Origin of the sequence: Rhodobium gokarnense (assembly GCF_025961475.1) — a bacterium.
Taxonomy (GTDB): Bacteria; Pseudomonadota; Alphaproteobacteria; order Rhizobiales; family Rhodobiaceae; genus Rhodobium; species Rhodobium gokarnense.
Genome location: NZ_JAOQNS010000001.1, coordinates 459,724 through 480,019, shown reverse-complemented (window position 1 = coordinate 480,019; position 20,296 = coordinate 459,724). Strand labels below are relative to the sequence as shown.

Below are 20,296 nucleotides of genomic sequence, written 5' to 3'. Positions count from 1 at the left end.
AGATGGCTTTTGCTTGCAACGTGTGTGGGGCAGCGAAGAAACGCGACACGCCGCACTACCCCCCTCACTCCATCCCTTCCAACTCATCGATCATCCGCGAAATCACCCCCAGCCCCTTCTGCCAGAAGGCCGGGTCTGACGCGTCCAGCCCGAAGGGCGCCAACAGTTCGGAGTGATGCTTCGTGCCGCCGGCTTTCAGCATGTCGAAATACTTCTCCTGGAAGCCGGTTTCGGCCTCCTCGTAGACGGCGTAGAGCGAATTGACGAGGCAATCACCGAAGGCATAGGCGTAGACGTAGAAGGGCACGTGGATGAAGTGCGGGATGTAGGTCCAGTAGGTCTCGTAGCCCTCTTTCAGCGCCACGGCCGGGCCGAGGCTTTCGCCCTGCACTTCCAGCCAGATGCGGCCGATCTCGTCCGACGTCAGTTCGCCCTCGCGCCGCGCTTCGTGCAAGCGGCGCTCGAAGACGTAGAAGGCGATCTGGCGCACCACCGTGTTGATCATGTCCTCGACCTTCTGGGCGAGCATGATCTTGCGGAGCTGCGGGGTCTCCGCCTTCTTCAGCATCGCCTGGAAGGTCAGCATCTCGCCGAAGACGCTGGCGGTCTCGGCCAGCGTCAGCGGCGTCGGCGCCATCAGCGCGCCCTGCGGCGCAGCCAGAACCTGGTGGACGCCGTGGCCGAGTTCGTGGGCAAGCGTCATGACGTCCCGCGTGCGGCCCTGGTAGTTGAGGAGCACGTAAGGATGCGCGCTCGGCACTGTCGGGTGCGAGAACGCCCCCGGCGCCTTGCCGGGGCGCACCGGCGCGTCGATCCAGTTGCGCTTGAAGAAGGTGTCGGCGATCTCCGCCATCTTCGGCGAAAAGCCGCCATAGGCATCGAGCACGGTCTTCGACGCCTCGTCCCAGGAGACCTTGCGCCGGTCGGTGTTCGGCAGTGGCGCGTTGCGGTCCCAATGGGCGAGCCTGTCCATGCCGAGCCAGCGCGCCTTCATGGCGTAGTAGCGGTGCGAGAGCTTCGGATAGGCGCCGGTGACGGCATCGACCAGCGCCGCTACCACCTCCGGCTCGACCCGGTTGGCGAGATGCCGGGAATCGGCGACGTCGCCGAAACCGCGCCAGCGGTCGGAGATCTCCTTGTCCTTGGAGAGCGTGTTGGTGATCAGGGTGAAGGTGCGAAGGTTCTCCGAGAAGGTTTGGGCCAGCGCCTCGGCCGCGTCCTTGCGCTTAGCCTCGTCCGGGTCCTGCAGCAGGTTGAGGGTCGCCTCAAGGCCGAGTTCGCCGGCTTCCGTCTGGAAAGACAGCCCGGCCATCGTCTCGTCGAACAGCCGGTTCCAGGCACCCGCCCCGGTCACCGACTTTTCGTGGAAGAGACGCTCGATGTCGTCCTCGAGCTGATACGGTTTTTCCTTGCGGATGTCCTCGATCCACGGGCGGTAGTGCGCGAGCCCCGCGTCCGCAAAGCCCGCCTCGACGGCAGCATCGTCGACCCGGTTGAGCTCCAGCTCGAAAAACAGCAGATGGACGCTCGCCGCCGTCACCTTTTCCTGCACGTCGCCATAGAACTTCGCCCGCGCCGGATCGGTGGTCTGGCCGGAATAAAGGAGGCTCGCATAGGACATCAGCCGGCCGAGCAGCTCCTGCAGTTCCTCATATTCGCGGATCGCGGCAACGAGCTGACCGATATCGCCGCCCGGCGCGAGATAGCCGGCAAGCCGCCCCTTGCGCGTCTTCTCGAAGGTCTCCGCCTCGTCCTTCGCCCGCTTCAGGTCGCCCTTGACGGCGTCCGACTGCGGCCCGTCGTAAAGGTCGGTGAGGTCCCATTCCGGCAATGCGCCGAGATCGCCGGCGGCCGCCGCGCCCCCGTCGTCCGGGCTGTGGACGGGCTTGTGGAAAACTCCGGGAAACCCTGTGGCGGCATCGGTGGAAAAGGCGGTCATCGGCGGTCTCTTGAAAAGGAACGGTGGCGGCGCGCGGCGCCGGGCGGAACGGGTTTCATATCGTGTCGCGGCGGACGGGTTCAACGGCCGCGCCGCGCCTTTATGAGCAAATATCGCAAGGGCGGTGCAAATAAAGTCCGGAGCAGGCGTTTATTAACCCGTTCCCTCCATGATGACCCGAAATGAGACAGGCGCATGCAAACGGCGGAGCCGATTTATCCAGCGCCGTCTGAACGAGTAGGCGAGCGATCCGGACCGGGACCCATGACCAAACGCATCCTCATCGTCGACGACGATCCCGTGCAACGCAGGCTCCTGGAGGAGGCGGTCAAGCGCTTCGGCTTCGGCGCCGTCGTGGCGGAGGGCGGCGAACAGGCGCTCTCCATCCTCAACGGGCCGGAAGCCGCCGATATCGGCGTCGTCGTGCTCGACATCGTCATGCCAGACCTCGACGGCATGGGCGTGCTGACCCGCATGCGCGAGGCCGGCATCACCATCCCGGTGATCGTCCAAACCGGCCAGGGCGGCATCGACACCGTGGTCGGCTCCATGCGCGCCGGCGCCTACGACTTCGTCGTCAAGCCGGTCTCGCCAGAACGGCTGGAAGTCTCGATCCGCAACGCGCTTAAGGTTACTGCCCTTGAGGGCGAGGTTAGCCGCATCAAGCGGTTCCGGTCCGGCACCCTGACCTTTTCCGATATCGTCACCTCCAGTCCGCCCATGGAGCGGGTGATCCGGCTCGGCGAGCGCGCGGCGACCTCCAACATCCCGATCCTCATCGAGGGCGAATCCGGCGTCGGCAAGGAAATGGTCGCCCGCGCCATCCAGGGCTCCAGCGAGCGCGCCGCGCGCCCGTTCGTCACCGTCAACTGCGGTGCCATCCCGGACAATCTCGTGGAATCGATCCTCTTCGGCCATGAGAAGGGTGCCTTTACCGGCGCCGTCGACAAGCATGTCGGCAAGTTCCAGGAGGCGAACGGCGGCACCCTCTTCCTCGACGAGGTCGGCGAGCTGCCGGCCGAGGTCCAGGTCAAGCTGCTGCGCGCCCTGCAGGAGGGCGAGGTCGACCCGATCGGCGCCCGCCGTCCGGTCGCCGTCGACTTCCGGCTGATCTCCGCCACCAACCGGCGCCTTCTGGACCTCGTCAAGGAAGGCCGGTTCCGCGAGGACCTCTATTACCGGCTCAACGTCTTTCCGATCTGGATTCCCCCCTTGCGCGACCGCCGCGAGGACATCCCGAAGCTCGTCCAGCACTTCATCGCCCGCTTTGCGGCCGAGGAAGGCAAGCGCTACGTCAACTCCGTCGCCCCTGCCGCCATGCAGATGCTGATGGCCTATGACTGGCCGGGCAACATCCGCCAGCTTGAGAATGCTGTCTTCCGCGCCGTCGTGCTGTGCGACGGCGAATGCCTGACCGAAGACGAGTTCCCGCAGATCGCCTACCAGACGCAAGGAAGCACGCAGCCGACCGGTGCGCCATCCCTTGATCCAGCCGCAGCGGCTGCCGGGCCGAGCGAGCCTTCCCGGCCCGCGGCGCCCTCAGCCTCCGCGCCCGTCCCGCCACAGCCTGCCCCGGCAGCGCCCGCCCCGAGTGATGCCTCGCGCCAGACGCCCTTCGGGTTCCTGCGCGCCCTCGACGACACCGGCCATGTCCGCCCGGTCGACGAGGTCGAAGCCGACATCATCCGCATCGCCCTTGACCACTATCGCGGCCGCATGGCGGAAGTGGCCCGGCGCCTGAAGATCGGCCGTTCGACGCTCTATCGCAAGGTCCGCGACTACGGCCTCGATGCACCGGCCGACGACGAGGCGGCCGAATAGGCCGATCACGCGACTGTTCATTGAAATCGGACGCGCGAGCCCCCTTTTAAGGGGGACGTGTTCAGCCGCCCTTGGCCGCGAAACGCTCGCGGTCGCCGACCGACACCCCGTTCCAAAGGGAGCCGCTACGTGACCGGACGCATGCCGCTATCGAGAGCCCTCGCCATCGCCCTTATCGCCGCCGGCCTCCAGGCCGGCAGCCCGGCCGCAGTGCGGGCCGAACCGGACACGGCCTTTTCCGAAGCGCTCGCCGCGCACCGCCCGAGCCTCGATCCGGTCGCAGAAGACCTGCACCTCCTCCTGTCGGGCAGCGCCGGCGCCCTCACCTTCGACGACAAGCGCCATATCGCAGCTCTCAAGGCCTTCTATGCCGACCGCAACTGGCAGCCGGCCTGGACGGATGGCGGCGCGCTGACGGAGCGCGGCCTCGACCTCCTCGACCGGCTCGCCCATGCCGACGAGGACGGGCTCGACCCCGCGGCCTACAAGGTGCCCGAGGCCGACCCGGGCGCCGTTGCCGGCACCACGCCGCAAAAGGCCGCACAGTTGGAAGTCGCCGTCGCGCTCGCCGCCCTCACCTATGCGGAGGACGCCCAGGCCGGGCGCATCGATCCGAAGGACATTTCCGGCTACATCAAGCAGCGCCCGGTGCGCCCCGACCCGATCGAGGTCTTGAAGCGGCTCGCCGAGGCCGAGGACGCCGGAAGCACGCTGCAGGGCTACAACCCGCCCCACGAAGGCTACCGGCGCCTGCGCGCCAAGCTCGCCGAACTGCGGCGCCAGCGCGACGAGGCCACTGCCGAGCGGCCCGAGCCGCTGCCGGCCGGCGACAACGCCCGCCTCGGTGACACCGACCCGCGCCTGCCGCTCCTTCGCAAGCACCTCGACCTCGCCGAGGCCACGGGCGATGCCGCGTATTTCGACGAGGAGGTCGACGCCGCCCTTCGCCGCTTCCAGGAGGAGCACCGGCTGACGTCGGACGGCATCCTTGGGCCGCGCACGGTCGCCGCCCTCAACGGCACCACCGCCTCCGATCCGATCCCCGACATCATCACCGACATGGAGATCTGGCGCTGGTTGCCGCGCGACCTCGGCCGCAACCACGTCTATGTCAACATTCCGGAGTTCCTGGTCCGCGTCGTCGACAACGGCCGCGTCGTCCACCGGGCGCGCGTCGTCGTCGGCAAGGTGCACAATCAGACGCCGGTGTTCTCCGACGAGATGGAGCACATCGTCGTCAATCCGTACTGGAACGTGCCCTATTCGATCGCCACCAAGGAGATGCTTCCGAGCATCCGCGCCAATCCCGGTGCCTATTTCTCGCGCCGCGGCTACGAGGTGGTCTATCGCGGCCGTGTCGTCAGCCCCTATTCGGTCGAATGGTCGGCGGCGAGCCTCAGGAACATCCGCATTCGCCAGCGTCCGAGCGCGCGCAACGCCCTCGGCCGGCTGAAGTTCATGTTCCCGAACAAATATTCCATCTACCTGCACGACACGCCGTCGAAGAACCTGTTCAAGCGCAACCGCCGCGCCTTCAGCCATGGCTGCGTGCGCGTCCAGGACCCGCTCGAACTCGCCGACGTCCTGCTCGCCGGCAGCGGATGGAACGCCGCGCGACTCAAGAGCATCTTCGGGGGCGGCGAGCGGCGCATCGACCTCGACCACCACATCCCCGTTCACCTGACCTATTTTACGACCATCGTTAACGGGCGCGGCGAACTGAAGCGTTTGCCGGACATTTACGGCCATCACGAGCGCCTGAAGAAGGCCTTAAAGCTGTGAATTGCAGCCCGGATGGGCCGAAAACGGCGGACAACGGTCGATTTTTCCGAAAATCCGGGCTATTTTTGCCGCCGATGCCGTGGAACCGTCATTTTTGGCGGCTATTCCGCTCTGCGGTAAATCGACATTAACCTATCCGGGCGTACATCAAGTAGGCTTGGGGGCCAGCGCTTCTTCAGCGCGAAACAGTACGGGACGTGTCTTGTCGACAACGAACGCCGGTTTTGTAGCACATGGCGTGCCCGGTTTGGCGAAGCTGATTACCGCGCTCTTCGCGGCGGTTTTCTGCGTGACCGCATTTGGCGGATCCGCCTTTGCCGAAACCCGCGCCCTGACGCTCTACAACACACACACCCACGAACGCGCGACCATCACGTTCAAAAAGAACGGGCGGTACGTCGCTTCCGGCCTGCGCGACCTCAACCGGTTCCTGCGCGACTGGCGGCGCAATGAGTCCATCAAGATGGACCCGCGCCTGTTCGACCTGATCTGGTCGGTCTACCAGAGGACCGGCACCAGCAAGCCGATCCACGTCGTCTCCGGCTACCGCTCTCCGGCCACCAACAACATGCTGCGCCGGCGCTCGCGCGGCGTCGCCAAGTTCAGCCAGCACACGCTCGGAAAGGCGATGGACTTCTTCATTCCCGGCGTGAAGTCCTCCAAGATCCGCGTCATCGGCCTGCAGCAGCAGGTCGGCGGCGTCGGCTACTATCCGCGCTCCCATTCCAAGTTCATCCACCTCGATACCGGCCGTGTGCGCCACTGGCCGCGTATGACCCGGCGCCAGCTCGTCCAGGTCTTCCCCAACGGCAACACGCTGCACGTGCCGTCCGACGGCAAGCCGCTGCCGGGCTACAAGACCGCGCTCGCCCGCGCCAAGTCCGGCAAGAGCCTCGCCCAGCGCTCGACCCGCGTCGCCTCGCTTACCGCGCCGACCACCGGCTCCCGCAATAGCGGCTGGGACGAAGGCGTGCTGCGCGAGAAGGGCACCGGCAAGGGCTTCCTGAGCGCCCTGTTCGGCGGCGGCCTCGACGAGGAAGAGGATGGCGGCGGCGTCGAGGCGAGCGGCGGCACCCAGGTCGCAGCCGCGCCGAAGGCCGTCCGCACGCAGCAAGTCGCCACGCGGCGCAGCGGGCCGGTCCCGCCGGCTCCGGTCGGCAATGACGGCCAGACGCGCGTCGCCCTTGCGACACCGACCAACAATTCCCTGTTCGGCAGCAATGTCGGCACCGACAACACCGAGCCGGCACCGGCGGAGACCGCGGCCGAGCCCGCAGCGCCCGAGGCGCCGGCAGCGGCTGAAGAGCCGGCATTCGTGATCCGGGCCGATGCCCCGCCGCCGCGGCCGAAACCGGTCACCGAGACGGCCATTGCCGCCCTCGTCGACGATACCGCGATCCCGCGCCTGAAGCCGGCCGTGCCGACCCTGGTCGCGTCGGCCAACACAGCCGAGGCGGACGCCACCGTCACCGCGACCATCCCGCGTGACGGCACAGAGGTCGCCGCGATCGACGAAAACGACACGGCCGCCGTCCTCGGCTATGCCTCGGCGGTACCGCCCTCCAAGCCCGGCTCGATCTTCGACGAGACCCGGCGCCTGGCCGACACCGCCGTCCCGTCGGCCTCGCCGCGGCCGAACCCGCGCCCGCGTGCCCTGGCCAGCCTGAAGGGCGATGCCCGCATTGGCGCCGACGGCACGACGATTGCCCGGTCCGACGACCCGAACGATCCGACCGGTCGCATGATCAACGCGCCGCGCCTCTTCGTCGACGCCCATTCCGCCGGCACCACGGCCTTTGCCGAGCTCTACCACCCCGACCAGCGCAGCATCGCCTACTTCATGTCGGTGCCGGCGCGCACGGTGGTCAACGACTTCTCGGGCAACCCGCCGGCCGCCCTCAGGATGGACGCTTTCAGCGGCACCGCGATCGCCGCCCTGCCGACCCGCTCGATCTACTGAGCCGACGTCACACGGCGCAGACAAAAAGCCAAAAAAGCCCGGCGGATCGCTCCGCCGGGCTTTTTCGTTGGTCCCGAGGATTGCCGTCCTATTCTGTCGCCTTGCCGGTGCGGCTTTCCAGCGGCAGGATGATGCGGAAATAGCTGGTGTCGTCATTGGCAAAGACGATGACGAGGTCGCCCTTCATCGCCCGCATGATGGCGCGGCTGATCGGCAGGCCGAGGCCGGCTCCCTGGTCGCGGCTGGCGCGGCTGCCGCGGGCGAACTTCTCGAACACCACCGTCGCATCCTGGCGCGAAACGCCGCCGCCATTGTCGATGATGTCGATATGGACGACGGGCCCGCGCACATTGGTGCGCACATGGATGCTCGGCTCTTCCGCGGCATTGTATTTGACGGCGTTCGACAGGACGTTGATCAGCACCTGCCGGAGCCGGTCCGAATTGGCCATGATGCTGACCCCCGTCGGGTCCGGATCGACGGTGACGTCGACCTCGGAATTGCGGGTCATGCTGTCGACGGCGGCCAGCGCCGCATCGATCGCCTGGCGCGCATCGATCGGCTCCACGTCGACGACGGAGGCCCCGGCCTCCAGCCGGCTGATGTCGAGGAGTTCGTCGAGGAGCCGGGTCAGCCGCCGGCTCTCGTCGTGGATGATGGAGACGAACCGGTCGCGCTCGTCCTCGCTGAGGCTCTTTTCGGTCATCAGGATTTCGGAGAAGGAGCGCACCGAGGTCATCGGCGTGCGCAGTTCGTGACTGACCTGGCTGAGGAAGTCGTCCTTGTGGGCATCTAACGCCCGCAGCCGTTCGTTGACGTTGCGGAGCTGCTGGGCGGTCCGCTCCTGCTCGATCGATTTCTCCGACAGCCGACGCGAAGTCTCGATCAGCCGCTGGGTCTCGTCGGCAATGTCGAAGAGATCGGTGATCTCCACGGTCTGGCGTCCGGCAATGCGGGTGACCATGGCGTGGGCCGAGGCCGCGCCGATCGAGCCGGCAAGCTCGCGCTCCAGGCGGCCGATCACATCATCGGTTGGATGCGGCAGGCCGCCGGCCCTGCCCTGGCTGCGCGACATCTCGTCGAACAGCCGCCGCGCCGGTTCGGCGCCGAGGATGCGCTGGGCGAGGATGAAGAGATCCTCCGATTGCGCCGTGCCGACCTGTACGCCGGCCGGACGCCCGCCCGTGGTGCGGTAGACGTCGACGAAGAGCGCACCCTGCAAGCGCTCTAAAGCCCCCGGTGCCACCAGGCTGGAGACGACGAGGAAGGTCAGCGTGTTGAGGCCGACGCTCCAGATCACCGCATGGACCAGCGGGTCGATCCCGGTAAGGCCGAACAGCGCCTGCGGCCTCAGCAGCGCGATCCCCCACGGGCCCTCGGCAAGGAATGCGGCCGTGCCGGCAAAGTCGCCGGCAAAGCTCGGCAGGAACAGCGTGTAGGCCCACAACAGGAAGCCGACATTGAGACCGGCGATCGCCCCGATGCGCGTCGCGCCGCGCCAGAAGATGCCGCCGATGAGGCTCGGCAGGAACTGGGCGACGCCGACGAAGGCGATGAGGCCGATGGCGGCGAGCGCCGACGAGCCGCCGCTGACCCAGAAATAGAGGAAGCCGAGGCCGAGGATGAGCGCGATGCTGATCCGCCGCGAGATCAAAAGGAGGTTGCGCACGTCGCCGCTGACGGCCGGGTTGGAGGCCAGCAGCCGCATCGCCATCGGCATGACGATATGGTTGGAGACCATGGTGGAGACGGCGATCGCGGCGACGATGACCATGGAGGTCGCGGAGGAAAAACCGCCGAGGAAGGCGAGCAGCGCCAAGTCGTCCCGCTGCGAGGCGAGCGGCAGGGTCAGAACGAAGAAGTCCGGATTGCTGCCCTCCGGCATCATCTTCAGGCCGACGATGGCGATCGGCATGATGAAGAGGGTCATGCCGAAGAGGTAGAGCGGAAACAGCCAGGACGCCGTCGCCAGGTGCCGCTCCTCGATGTTTTCGACAACGGTAACCTGGAACTGGCGCGGCAGGCAGATGACCGCGGCCGCGGACAGGAAGGTCAGCGTCGCCCAGCGCGGCCCGAAAATATCTCCGGCGCCGCGGATATCCTCCATCGACACATTGGCAAAGACGTCGTCGAAGCCGCCCGACAGGCCGAAGGTGGCAAAAACGCCGACGGCAATCAGCGCCACCAGCTTGACGATCGCCTCAAGGGCGATGGCCGCGACGACCCCGTGGTGGCGCTCGTTGGCGTCGAGGTTTCGGGTGCCGAAGAGCACGGTGAACAGCGCCATGCCGGCGGCGACCCAGAACGCCGTGGAGACGACGTCGGCCTCGCCGGCGATGATCTGGTAGCTGCGCGTCACCGACTGGAGCTGCAGCGCGATATAGGGCGTCGTCGCGATCAGCGCGATCAGCGTGACCAGCACGGCAAGGCTCGGGCTCTTGCCGTAGCGCGAGGAGATGAGGTCGGCGATCGAGGTGACCCGGTGGACCCGGCCGATGCGCACCAGCTTGCGCAAGAGCCACCACCAGCCGATGAAGACCAGCGTCGGCCCGGTATAGATGGTGACGAACTCCAGCCCGCTGCGCGCCGCCGAACCGACCGCGCCGTAGAATGTCCAGGACGTGCAGTAGACCGAGATCGACAGGGTGTAGATGACCGGCGACTGCAGCCAGCCGATCGGGCCGCGCCGGTTGCGCCGGTCGACGATGAAGGCGACGGCGAACAACAGCGCCACATAGCCGAGGCAGACCGCGAGCAGGAAATTGACGGACAGCATCAGGGCGCCGGGTCGTGCGACGACACGGTCGGATCGCTCTCGGCGAATCGCCGCGCCAGCAGGAAGGCGCCCGCGATCAGGCAGATCCAGACGGAAAACACATAGAGCAGCGGCACCGGGATGCCGGCGATCTTGTGCGGGATCAGCGACATGCCGATGATCGGCGGCATCAGGACGGCAACGCCGACGATAACCAGGACAATGGCACGGTCCCGGGTCTGGCGATGGAGGAACTGGACTTCCGTATGGTCGCTCATGGCAGGCGCCTCAGGGAGCGAGCCGCCGCAGCGGCTATGCGGGGCGGCCGTCGGCGAGCTTCACGACGGCGGCGACGATCTCGGAATTCGCGAACGGTTTGGTGATGAAGAGATCCGCACCGCATTCCAGTGCCGTATCGCGGTCCTCGCGCTGGCCCTTGGCGGTCAGCATCAGGACGGGCAGCCGGTCGGCGCGCCGGTCGGCGCGCAACTGGCGCAGGATCTCGTAGCCGTCGATTTCCGGTAGCATGACGTCGAGGATGAGCACGTCGGGCGTGTCGGCCAGCGCCTTGTCGAGCGCCTTGCGCCCGTCCGTCTCGACGGCGACATCGAAGCCCGCCCGTTCCAGAAGGAAGGTGAGCGATTCCACGATGTTCGGTTCGTCCTCGGCCAGCAACACGCGTTTTGCCATTGGTCTTGCTTCCTCCACTGCGCACTGGTCTGATGCAGGCGTCGGCGCGATTACACGATAATTGGCGCGGAGTGGCAATTGAGGAATTGGTGTTATTCCTCGCGCCGCCGTGCGCTGCTATTCGGCAAAGGGATCCTCCACCCGGTGCAGGCAGGACCGGCGCGGGCAGAGGCGGCAACTGGGCCCGACCTCCTCCACCAGCGCCCGCGGATCCGGAGCGTAGACGGTGAGGGCCGCATCGCCCTCGCGCATCACCAGCATGTCGGTGACATAGTGGCGGGGGCGTCCGAAGCCGGTCGGCCCGACGCCGGTCGCCCGGGCGACGAACACGAAGCGCGCGCCGGAGGGAAACAGCACCCGCTGGGGCAGCACCGCCTCCGGCGAGGCCTGCGCCCGGTACAGCACCCAGAGCGGACAGGCCGCGGCGTAGCGCGGCACGGTCAGACCCTCAAGGCCGAGCATCTCGATGATGGTGCCGGCGGCATTGGCCCGGAAATAACCGAAGCGCGGCACCTCCCGGCCCGGCGGCAGCGCGGTCAGCCTCAGGCACACCGATTCCACCGTCGCCGCGAACGCCTCGGCCAGCGCCTCGATGTCGTAGCGAAGGTCGGCGCTGCGCGAGACGAAATCGGCAAGCGGCATCAGCACGGCGCCGGTGGCATAGTCCATCAGCCGGCGCCGCGCCCGGTCCCGCGCCGCCGCGGTCTCGATCGGCGGCTGCCGGCACAGCGTCTCCACGATCTCCTGGAGATGCGCCTGGGCAAGCGCCCGCGCCTCGTCGCGCCGCGCGCCGGGATGCAGCGATGAGAGCCGGGATCCAAGCGGCGCGGCGGCCGCGTCCAGTTCGGCAAAGCGGTTCTGACGCTCGCCGAACAGCGCCTCGACCTCGTCGACCGGGGTCAGCCTGCGGTCGCTCGCCTCCACCTTGTCGAGATAGGCGGCAAGCGCCTCGGCGATGCCGGTCAGCGTCCGGCTTTCCTCGTTGACGATGTCGGTGAAGCGCTGGCGGCGCGCCTGCGGCACCTCCGGATAGTCGGACAGGATCTCCGCGGCCGAACGGATCGCCGCGATCCGCGTCAGCATGCGGTGCACCGTCTCGCTGAGGAACGGATCGTTGGAAAGCCGGTCGGCAAGGATCTGCGCGCGCACGGTCGCCTCGCGCTCCGACTGGGCAAGCGCCGCCATACCCTGCGCCCAGCCCGGAAAGCGGCCGACGAATTCGTTGGTGCGGTGCTCCTCGATCCCCACATCGGCGAGTTCGGGAAGCTGGGCGATCTCGCTCAGCCGGTCGAGCAGCCGCTTGCCGGTATCGTCGTCGAGTTCTTCCACGGTGAGATCCACCGCCTCGGCCGTGCGCCGCAAAAGCCCGCCCGCGATCCGCCGCTTGTTCCATTCGATGAGGTTCAGATAGGACGCGGAGATGCCGATCCGGCGCGCGAGCTCAGCCTGGGTGAGGCCGATCTCGCGCCTGCGTTGTCTTATGCGGGTGCCGAGAATCGACGATTCCACGGGGATTTTGCTCCCTTTGCGGGTAGTGTGGCGATCGCTCGCTTGTCAATTATTGACAACTTAACATCCAAATAATGAAATAGATTTACAGAAAAAGCAATTAGTTCCAATTGCTTATTGTGTATTTGACAGCGTTCGTTCAGTTTGGCGCCGGGCGAGACAATCGTCCGTGGGCCGAAAAGAGCCTGGACGCCAAAGGCCGGCCATTCGGCTTAACCCTAGGGAAACGCTGCAAGGGAGAGTTTTTTTCATGAGCAAATTATATGTAAACCGTCGCGGCCTGCTGAAAGGCACGGCCGCTGCCGGTGTCGGCCTTGCCGCACCGACGATCTTTACCAGCCGCGCCTGGTCCGCCGAATACATGAACGAGCCGACCGGCGACACCGTCACCCTCGGCTTCAACGTGCCGCAGACCGGCGCCTATGCCGACGAGGGCGCGGACGAGCTGCGCGCCTACCAGCTCGCGGTCGAGCACCTCAACGGCGAGGGCGACGGCGGCATGCTGACCACCTTCTCCTCCAAGGAGCTGAAGGGCAACGGCGTCAACGGCAAGAAGGTCGCCTTCGTCACCGGCGACACCCAGACCAAATCCGACGCCGCCCGCGCCAGCGCCAAGCGCATGATCGAGAAGGACGGCGCGGTGATGATCACCGGCGGCTCGTCCTCGGGCGTCGCCATCGCCGTGCAGGGCCTCTGCCAGGAAGCCGGCGTCATCTTCATGGCCGGCCTCACCCACTCCAACGACACCACCGGCAAGGACAAGCGGGCCAACGGCTTCCGCCACTTCTTCAACACGGAGATGACCGGCGCCGCGCTGGCCCCGGTGCTGAAGAACAACTTCGGCTCCGACCGCAAGGCCTACCACCTGACCGCCGACTACACCTGGGGCTGGTCGCAGGAAGGCTCGATCAAGAAGTACACCGAGGAACTCGGCTGGGAGACGGTCGCAGCCGTGCGCACCCCGCTCGGTGCCGGTGACTTCTCCCAGTACATCACGCCGGTCCTCAACTCCGGCGCCGACGTGCTGGTGCTCAACCACTACGGCCGCGACATGGTCAACTCGCTGACCCAGGCGGTCCAGTTCGGCCTGCGCGACAAGGAAGTGAACGGCAAGAAGTTCGCCATCGTCGTGCCGCTGTTCTCGCGCCTGATGGCCCAGGGTGCCGGCGATGCCATCAAGGGCATCTTCGGCTCCACCAACTGGCACTGGTCGCTGCAGGACGAGGGCTCCAAGGCGTTCGTCAAGTCGTTCGGCCAGAAATACGGCTTCCCGCCGTCCCAGGCCGCCCACACCTGCTACTGCCAGACCATCCTCTACGCCGATGCCTGCCAGCGCGCCGGCACGTTCCGCCCGTCGGGGGTCGGCAAGGCTCTGGAAGGCTTCACCTTCGATGGCCTCGGCAACGGCCCGACCGAGTACCGGGCGGCCGACCACCAGTGCTTCAAGGACGTCCTGGTCGTGAAGGGTAAGGAGAACCCCTCCTCCAACTACGACCTTCTGGAAGTCGTCGAAGTCACCCCGCGCGAGCAGGTCGAGTATCCGGCCGACCTGCTCGGCGGCGAGCTTGGCCCGTACAACGACGGCGCCTGATCACCCTGCCTTTTTGCAAGCAACACGGTCGCCCCTTCGGGGGCGGCCGACCTTTCGACGTGAGCGAGATCCATGGACGAGATTCTGCTGCAAATCCTCAACGGTCTGGACAAGGGCGGCGCCTATGCGCTGATCGCGCTTGGCCTGACGATCATTTTCGGAACGTTGGGCGTGGTGAATTTCGCCCACGGCGCCCTGTTCATGCTCGGCGCCTTCTGCGCGGTCACCGTGAAGGCGTTCCTGGGCATGGAAAAGGTCACCCTCGACCCGACCCAGACCACGGCCTGGGGCACGCCGATGGAAATCCGCCAGCCCTATATGGAGGCCTGGTTCGGTGAGTTCGGCCGCCTCGTCGTCGACTTTTCCGTGCCGTTCTCGGTTCTCGTCGCCATACCCGTGATGCTGATCGTCGGCATCGCCATGGAGCGCGGCCTGATCCGCTTCTTCTACAAGCGCCCGCACGCCGACCAGATCCTGGTGACCTTCGGCCTCGCCATCGTGCTGCAGGAGATCATCAAGTCCTTCTTCGGCGCCAACCCGATCCCGCAGCCGGCCCCCGAGGCCGCCCAGGGCATGATCGACTTCGGCGTCGCCCTCGGCTTCGATGCCGGCAACGTCGTCTACCCGGCCTGGCGTCTGATCTACTTCCTGTTCTCGCTCGGCGTGATTGGCGCGGTGTTCGCCTTCCTGCAGCTCACCACCTTCGGCATGGTCGTGCGCGCCGGCATGGCCGACCGCGAGACCGTCGGCCTCCTCGGCATCGACATCGACCGCCGCTTCACCATCGTCTTCGGCATCGCCGCCGTCGTCGCCGGTCTCGCCGGCGCCATGTACACGCCGATCCTCAGTCCCGACTACCACATGGGCATGGACTTCCTGGTGTTGTCCTTCGTCGTGGTCGTGGTCGGCGGCATGGGCTCGCTGCCCGGCGCGGTGCTCGCCGGCTTCCTGCTCGGCATCCTGCAGAGCTTTGCCTCCATGAACGAGGTCAAGGACATCTTCCCGGGCATCGACCAGATCATCATCTACCTGATCGCCGTCGTCATCCTGCTGGTCCGGCCGCGTGGCCTGATGGGCCGCAAGGGCGTGATGGAGCACTGAGTTATGAGCCTTACAATGAACCGCAACGACGTGCTTCTCCTGATCGGCTTCACGATAGTGGTGTTTGCCGCACCCTTCATCTTCACCCCGATCGGCGCCGGCTATCCGGACCTTCTGCAGAAGTTCGCGATCTTCGGCATCTTCGCCCTCGGCTTCAACATCCTGTTCGGCCTGACCGGCTACCTCTCCTTCGGCCACGCCGCCTTCCTCGGCGTCGGCTCCTACACCGCGGTCTGGTCGTTCAAGCTGCTGTCGATGAACCCGCTGCCGGCGATCTTCTTCGCCATCCTGTTCGGCGGCCTGTTTTCCGCCGTCATCGGATATATCTCGCTGCGCCGCTCGGGCATCTACTTCTCGATCCTGACGCTGGCCTTTGCCCAGATGTGCTACAACCTCGCCTATTCGGTGCTGACCCCGATCACCAACGGCGAGACCGGCCTGCAGCTCGACCAGTCCGACCCGCGGATCCTCGACACCGCCGCCGGCATCGACTACGGCGCCGCACTGCCGGTCTCCAACTTCTTTGGCATCGACATGAACTCCACGACCGAGATCATGCTGTTCGGCCAGGACTTCCAGTTCAACGCCGGCTACTATTTCTGCGCCGTCCTGTTGATCGTGTGCTTCTTCATCTCCATGCGCATCTTCCGCTCGCCCTTCGGCCTGATGCTGCGCGCGGTGAAGTCGAACCAGAACCGGATGAGCTACACCGGCCTCAACACGCGGCCCTATGCGCTCGCCGCCTTCATCATCTCCGGCATGTATGCGGGCCTTGCCGGCGGCCTGATGGCCGTCACCGACCCGCTCGCCGGTGCGGAACGCATGCAGTGGACCGCCTCCGGCGAGGTCGTGCTGATGACCATCCTCGGCGGTGCCGGCACCCTGCTCGGCCCGGTGATCGGTGCCGGTGTCATCAAATATTTCGAGAACATCTTCTCGTCCTTCAACGAGGGCATCCTGATGCAGGCCTACAGCTTCCTGCCGGAGACCCTGCAGCATGCCCTGGTCTCGGTTTCCTCGCTGTTCGTCGGCGAGGGCTGGCACCTGACGCTCGGCGCCCTGTTCATGCTGATCGTCATCTTCCTGCCCGGCGGGCTGATGGAAGGCTTCAGGCGCATCAAGGTCGGGGTCTCCCGGCTGTTCGGCGGCGGCAAGGGCGGCAAGGCGTCCGACCAGGCCTCCGCGGCGGCCGAGTGAGGAGAGAAAAAATGAGCATTCTTTCCGTCAAGAACGTCAACAAGAACTTCGGCGGCCTGAAGGCCCTGAACAACGTCAACCTGACCGTCGAGGCCGGCACGGTGCACGCCATCATCGGCCCCAACGGCGCCGGCAAGTCGACGTTGCTCAACTGCTTCATCGGCCGCCTGGAACCCGACACCGGCACCGTCACCTTCGACGGCACCTCGCTGCTCGGCATCGAGCCGCACGAGATCAACCAGATCGGCGTCAGCCGCGTCTTCCAGACGCCGGAGATCTTCGGCGAACTGAGCCTCGTCGACAACGTCATGATCCCGGCCTTTGCCAAGCGCGACGGCATCTTCACGCTCAACGCCTGGCGCCAGATCAAGACCGAGACGGTGATCCGCGACAAGGCCATGGTCATGCTGGAGGACGTCGGCCTTGCCGCCAAGGCGAACGAGATCGCCGGCCAGCTCTCGCGCGGCGACAAGCGGCGCCTGGAGCTCGCCATGTGCCTGGTGCAGGACCCCAAGCTCCTGCTCCTCGACGAGCCGACCGCGGGCATGGCCCGGGCCGACACCAACAACACCATCGACCTGATGAAGACCATCGCCGACCGCGGCGTCACCATGGTCGTCATCGAACACGACATGCATGTGGTGTTCTCGCTGGCCGACAAGATCTCCGTGCTCGCCCAGGGCACCGTGATCGTCGAGGACATGCCGGAGAACATCAAGGGCAACCCGAAGGTTCAGGAAGCCTATCTCGGAGGCGCGCACCTATGACCGATCTCAATCAGGGGGGCACCGCTCCCGGGAAAAAGCCGGGCCCGTCGCTGCTCGCCGAGGACCCGTTCGCGGGCGCCGCGCCGGGCAAGAAGCCGACGCTGACCACCGGCGGCCAGCCCGCATTCTTCTCCTGCTGGGACGTCCACGCCTATTACGGCGAGAGCTACATCGTCCAGGGCGTCAGCTTTGACGTCCGCGAGGGCGAGATCATCGCCCTTCTCGGCCGCAACGGCGCCGGCAAGACCTCGACGCTGAGGACCATCGCCCGGGTCGACTCGCCGAGCCTGAAGCACGGCGAAATCTGGCTCGACCACAAGCCGCTGCACAACATGCGCGCCCACCAGGCCTCGCTCGCCGGCATCGGCCTGGTGCCTGAGGACCGGCGCATCATCGCCGGCCTGACGGTGGAGGAGAACCTGCAGCTCGCCCAGATCGCGCCGCCCGTCGGCTGGTCGATCGAGCGCATCTACGACCTCTTCCCGCGCCTCGGCGAACGGCGCAACCAGGAGGGCATCACGCTGTCCGGCGGCGAGCAACAGATGCTGGCAATCAGCCGGGCGCTGGCCCGCGACGTCAAGCTCTTGCTCCTCGACGAGCCCTATGAGGGCCTTGCCCCGGTCATCGTGCAGGAGATCGAGCGCACGCTGGAGCAGATCAAGAACCTCGGCATGACCACAATCATCGTCGAGCAGAACGCGATTGCCGCGTTGCATCTGGCCGACCGCGCGATCATCCTCGACATGGGCCAGGTGGTGTTCGACGGCGTCTCCCAGGAGGTGCTCGACAACGCCGACCTGCGCCAGCAATATCTGGCGATCTAGGGCATCGGGCAGAAAAGTGGGTACCGGAACCGTCGACATGTCGGCCACCGGCAGGATTGCGGCAACGCCAGGCGTTGCCGTGCCGGTCAAGGCGTGACCGTCGACGACCGTTTGGGAGCCGCGATATGGACAGGGACGGGTCGGGCGCGAAGGAGACCGTCGCCCTCAGTACCAAGGTCGAAGAGGAATTCATCGCGCCGTTGACGGCGATCCGGGGCTCGCTGGAAATCCTGAGGGATTTCGACGACCTCTCCAGGGAGGAGCGCACCCGGTTCCTGGACACCGCGCTGCGCGGCTGCGTCCGGCTGGAAAAGGCGGTCGCCGGCCTTGCCGAGTCGGTCTACGACGCCGGCGGCGAGACCGGGCACACAAGAAGCGCCAGCGAGCTCTCCCAGGAGGATTACCGGGAATACGCCTCGCGGGTGCATATCCTCGACGACCTCGACGTCATCGAGATCGACTTCAGCAATTTCGTCTTCAAAAGCTCCAAGACCGTCAACGACTTCCACGACGTCATCGACGGTCTGATCGCGACCACCGGCCGCCACTGGTATTTCGTCGTCAACTACAAGGACTGCCGCATCTGGCCGGAGGCCTGGGTTGCATTCGCGCATCGCGGCAAGAAGATCAACGTCACCCATTCGCTGGGCACCGTGCGCTATGTGGAGCGCGAGGCCGACGAGACCAAGGTGACCGACGAGCCACTGTCGGCGAGCTACGATCCGAACCTCTTCGACAGCCGCGACGCCGCCTTTGCCCGCATCGCCGAGCTGAAACAGACCGGCAGATAGGCGCCCTCTCCCGGCGCCTCCGGCGCGATGCCGCCGCTCGGCGGCAGCACGGCATCGTTTACAACCTGGGGTCAGCGGCGTACGCTTGACGAAACGTCACCGATCGCCTCGGGGGTGCCATGGACAAGATGAAGTTTCGCCCGCTTCACGACCGGGTGCTGGTGCGCAGGATCGAGAGCGAGGGGCGCACGGCCGGCGGCATCCTCATCCCCGATACCGCCCAGGAAAAGCCGATGGAAGGCGAGATCGTCGCCGTCGGCCCGGGCGCGCGCGACGTCGCCGGCGCGCTGGTCGCCCCGACCGTGCGGGAAGGCGACCGGGTGCTGTTCGGCAAATGGACCGGCTCGGAGGTCCGCATTGCCGGCGAGGACTACCTGATCCTGAAGGAATCCGACCTCCTCGGCCTCGTCGAAGGCCTGCCCGGCGAACACGGAATCTCCTCCGGCGGCCCGTCGACGAAATCCGTCGAGGGACTGCCGGGAGAGCACGGAACGTCGTCGGGCGGCCCGATCAAGGGCCGCCGCCGGTAGCGGCCACGCAAGGGGCGCGCGATGCTGGGCAGCCTTCCGAAGCTCGCCGACAAGGCCTTCATCATCGGCTTCCTGCTGCCGTCGGTGCTGTTTGCCGTCGCCCTGACGACGATCTTTTCCGACGTGCCGGAAGTCGCCGCCGCGGCAAAGGCGATGGCCCAGGAAAAGGCGCTTGAGAACTTCGTCTACCTGGCGGTGGCGGTTTGGCTGTTCGCGGTGCTGCTGTCGCTCGTCAACACCATCCTCTTCAAGATCCTGGAAGGCTACACGCTGCCCTTCGCCGCGCCCCTGGAAAAGCGGGCCAAAGCACGCTTCGACGCCTTGAAGGCGCGCATCAAGACGCTTGGCGATGCCTGGATCGCGGCCGGCGACACCTATCCGCCGGACAAGCAGAAGGACTATGACGACGCGCTGTTCGAGTTCGTCACCACCTTCCCGTCGGACCGGGACAAGGTGCTGCCGACGCGGTTCGGCAACGCCATCCGGGCCTTCGAGGACTATCCGCGCCAGGTCTACAGCGCCGACAGCATCCCCTTGTGGATCCACCTCTGCACGGTCATGCCGGACGACTTCCTGAAATCCGTGGAGGACAACAAGACCCAGGTCAGCGCCGCCCTGAACCTGACGTTCCTGTCCCTGATCGTCGCGCTCGTTGCCGGCGTCCGGTTCGCGCTCGACGTGGAATGGACCGCGATCGGCTCCCCGCCAGCGGCGGTCGGCGCCATCTGGGCCGAGGCCGAACTCCTCGCCTTCGTCGTCGGCGCCGCGATCGTCGCCCGGCTCAGCTACCTCCTTGCCGTCGAGCGGGCGATCGCCTGGGGCGCCGTCGTCAAGGCGGCGTTCGACTGCTATTTGCCGGCGCTGGCAAAGGCGATGGGGTACGAGCTGCCCGGCCACGGCAAGGAGCGCCGGGCCTTCTGGACCGCCGTCAGCCGCCGCGCCATCTACCACCGCGATTTCGAGCCCTCCCGCTGGCACAAGCGCAAGCCGTCGCGGACGCGCACGCAAAGCCCGAAGAGGTGACGCGCCGGGCCTGCCC

The 20,296-nt window shown here is 66.4% G+C and carries 15 protein-coding genes and 1 pseudogene; 11 read left to right on the top strand and 5 right to left on the bottom strand.

Annotated features, from left to right (window positions below; genetic code table 11):
* Positions 1-64 precede the first annotated feature (64 nt).
* On the bottom strand, positions 65-1,939 hold the full coding sequence (locus M2319_RS02215) for a M3 family oligoendopeptidase (protein ID WP_264599793.1): 1,875 nt from the start codon (positions 1,937-1,939) through the stop codon (positions 65-67).
* Between the two features lie 264 nt (positions 1,940-2,203).
* On the opposite strand from M2319_RS02215, the gene M2319_RS02210 reads away from it, so the two are divergent.
* From M2319_RS02210 to M2319_RS02200, 3 genes are all read left to right on the top strand, one after another.
* Positions 2,204-3,760 carry a sigma-54-dependent transcriptional regulator gene (locus M2319_RS02210; protein ID WP_264599792.1) on the top strand — a complete coding sequence of 519 codons (1,557 nt, stop codon included), beginning with the start codon at positions 2,204-2,206 and terminating at the stop codon, positions 3,758-3,760.
* Positions 3,761-3,889: 129 nt separating this feature from the next.
* The gene (locus M2319_RS02205) at positions 3,890-5,542 is read left to right on the top strand and encodes a L,D-transpeptidase family protein (protein WP_264599791.1); all 1,653 of its coding nucleotides are present in this window, start codon (positions 3,890-3,892) and stop codon (positions 5,540-5,542) included.
* 256 nt (positions 5,543-5,798) lie between these two features.
* A complete protein-coding gene (locus tag M2319_RS02200) occupies positions 5,799-7,502 on the top strand; it encodes a DUF882 domain-containing protein (RefSeq protein ID WP_454557346.1) in 1,704 nt (567 codons plus the stop codon).
* A gap of 88 nt (positions 7,503-7,590) precedes the next feature.
* On the opposite strand, the gene M2319_RS02195 is transcribed toward M2319_RS02200, so the two are convergent.
* The 4 genes from M2319_RS02195 to M2319_RS02180 form a co-directional block, all read right to left on the bottom strand.
* Positions 7,591-10,278 carry a sensor histidine kinase gene (locus M2319_RS02195; RefSeq protein ID WP_264599789.1) on the bottom strand — a complete coding sequence of 896 codons (2,688 nt, stop codon included), beginning with the start codon at positions 10,276-10,278 and terminating at the stop codon, positions 7,591-7,593.
* Positions 10,278-10,535, bottom strand: a complete 258-nt coding sequence (locus tag M2319_RS02190) for a hypothetical protein (RefSeq protein WP_264599788.1) — start codon at positions 10,533-10,535, stop codon at positions 10,278-10,280. The genes M2319_RS02195 and M2319_RS02190 overlap by 1 nt, the downstream gene beginning before the upstream one ends.
* A gap of 34 nt (positions 10,536-10,569) precedes the next feature.
* On the bottom strand, positions 10,570-10,947 hold the full coding sequence (locus tag M2319_RS02185; RefSeq protein ID WP_264599787.1) for a response regulator transcription factor: 378 nt from the start codon (positions 10,945-10,947) through the stop codon (positions 10,570-10,572).
* A gap of 117 nt (positions 10,948-11,064) precedes the next feature.
* The gene (locus M2319_RS02180) at positions 11,065-12,456 is read right to left on the bottom strand and encodes a helix-turn-helix domain-containing protein (RefSeq protein WP_264599786.1); all 1,392 of its coding nucleotides are present in this window, start codon (positions 12,454-12,456) and stop codon (positions 11,065-11,067) included.
* 250 nt (positions 12,457-12,706) lie between these two features.
* Here M2319_RS02180 and M2319_RS02175 point away from each other — a divergent pair, with 250 nt between their 5' ends.
* The 8 genes and pseudogenes from M2319_RS02175 (at position 12,707) to M2319_RS02140 (ending at position 20,280) form a co-directional block, all read left to right on the top strand.
* Complete coding sequence (locus tag M2319_RS02175; protein WP_264599785.1) at positions 12,707-14,047, top strand: substrate-binding protein; 1,341 nt, start codon at positions 12,707-12,709, stop codon at positions 14,045-14,047.
* A 72-nt stretch (positions 14,048-14,119) separates the two neighbouring features.
* Positions 14,120-15,148, top strand: coding sequence for a branched-chain amino acid ABC transporter permease (locus M2319_RS02170; protein ID WP_264599784.1), 1,029 nt, complete (start codon positions 14,120-14,122; stop codon positions 15,146-15,148).
* Between the two features lie 3 nt (positions 15,149-15,151).
* On the top strand, positions 15,152-16,345 hold the full coding sequence (locus M2319_RS02165) for a branched-chain amino acid ABC transporter permease (protein WP_406682060.1): 1,194 nt from the start codon (positions 15,152-15,154) through the stop codon (positions 16,343-16,345).
* 11 nt (positions 16,346-16,356) lie between these two features.
* A complete protein-coding gene (locus M2319_RS02160) occupies positions 16,357-17,112 on the top strand; it encodes an ABC transporter ATP-binding protein (RefSeq protein ID WP_264599782.1) in 756 nt (251 codons plus the stop codon).
* The gene (locus tag M2319_RS02155; protein ID WP_264599781.1) at positions 17,109-17,936 is read left to right on the top strand and encodes an ABC transporter ATP-binding protein; all 828 of its coding nucleotides are present in this window, start codon (positions 17,109-17,111) and stop codon (positions 17,934-17,936) included. The genes M2319_RS02160 and M2319_RS02155 overlap by 4 nt, the downstream gene beginning before the upstream one ends.
* A gap of 125 nt (positions 17,937-18,061) precedes the next feature.
* Positions 18,062-18,727, top strand: coding sequence for a hypothetical protein (locus M2319_RS02150; RefSeq protein WP_264599780.1), 666 nt, complete (start codon positions 18,062-18,064; stop codon positions 18,725-18,727).
* A gap of 119 nt (positions 18,728-18,846) precedes the next feature.
* A pseudogene (locus tag M2319_RS02145) lies at positions 18,847-19,137 on the top strand (co-chaperone GroES); the annotation flags it as partial.
* A gap of 141 nt (positions 19,138-19,278) precedes the next feature.
* Positions 19,279-20,280: a hypothetical protein gene (locus M2319_RS02140; protein ID WP_264599779.1), complete on the top strand. Its 1,002-nt coding sequence runs from the start codon at positions 19,279-19,281 to the stop codon at positions 20,278-20,280.
* Positions 20,281-20,296 lie beyond the last annotated feature (16 nt).

What these genes read in the sequence shown, in the direction of transcription:
- M2319_RS02170 (WP_264599784.1), top strand. Translation starts at nt 14,120, where the DNA reads ATGGACGAGATTCTGCTGCAAATCCTCAACGGTCTGGACAAGGGCGGC.
- M2319_RS02155 (WP_264599781.1), top strand. Translation starts at nt 17,109, where the DNA reads ATGACCGATCTCAATCAGGGGGGCACCGCTCCCGGGAAAAAGCCGGGC.
- M2319_RS02140 (WP_264599779.1), top strand. Translation starts at nt 19,279, where the DNA reads ATGCTGGGCAGCCTTCCGAAGCTCGCCGACAAGGCCTTCATCATCGGC.
- M2319_RS02165 (WP_406682060.1), top strand. Translation starts at nt 15,152, where the DNA reads ATGAGCCTTACAATGAACCGCAACGACGTGCTTCTCCTGATCGGCTTC.
- M2319_RS02160 (WP_264599782.1), top strand. Translation starts at nt 16,357, where the DNA reads ATGAGCATTCTTTCCGTCAAGAACGTCAACAAGAACTTCGGCGGCCTG.
- M2319_RS02175 (WP_264599785.1), top strand. Translation starts at nt 12,707, where the DNA reads ATGAGCAAATTATATGTAAACCGTCGCGGCCTGCTGAAAGGCACGGCC.
- M2319_RS02210 (WP_264599792.1), top strand. Translation starts at nt 2,204, where the DNA reads ATGACCAAACGCATCCTCATCGTCGACGACGATCCCGTGCAACGCAGG.
- M2319_RS02195 (WP_264599789.1), bottom strand. Translation starts at nt 10,278, where the DNA reads ATGCTGTCCGTCAATTTCCTGCTCGCGGTCTGCCTCGGCTATGTGGCG.
- M2319_RS02150 (WP_264599780.1), top strand. Translation starts at nt 18,062, where the DNA reads ATGGACAGGGACGGGTCGGGCGCGAAGGAGACCGTCGCCCTCAGTACC.
- M2319_RS02190 (WP_264599788.1), bottom strand. Translation starts at nt 10,535, where the DNA reads ATGAGCGACCATACGGAAGTCCAGTTCCTCCATCGCCAGACCCGGGAC.
- M2319_RS02185 (WP_264599787.1), bottom strand. Translation starts at nt 10,947, where the DNA reads ATGGCAAAACGCGTGTTGCTGGCCGAGGACGAACCGAACATCGTGGAA.
- M2319_RS02215 (WP_264599793.1), bottom strand. Translation starts at nt 1,939, where the DNA reads ATGACCGCCTTTTCCACCGATGCCGCCACAGGGTTTCCCGGAGTTTTC.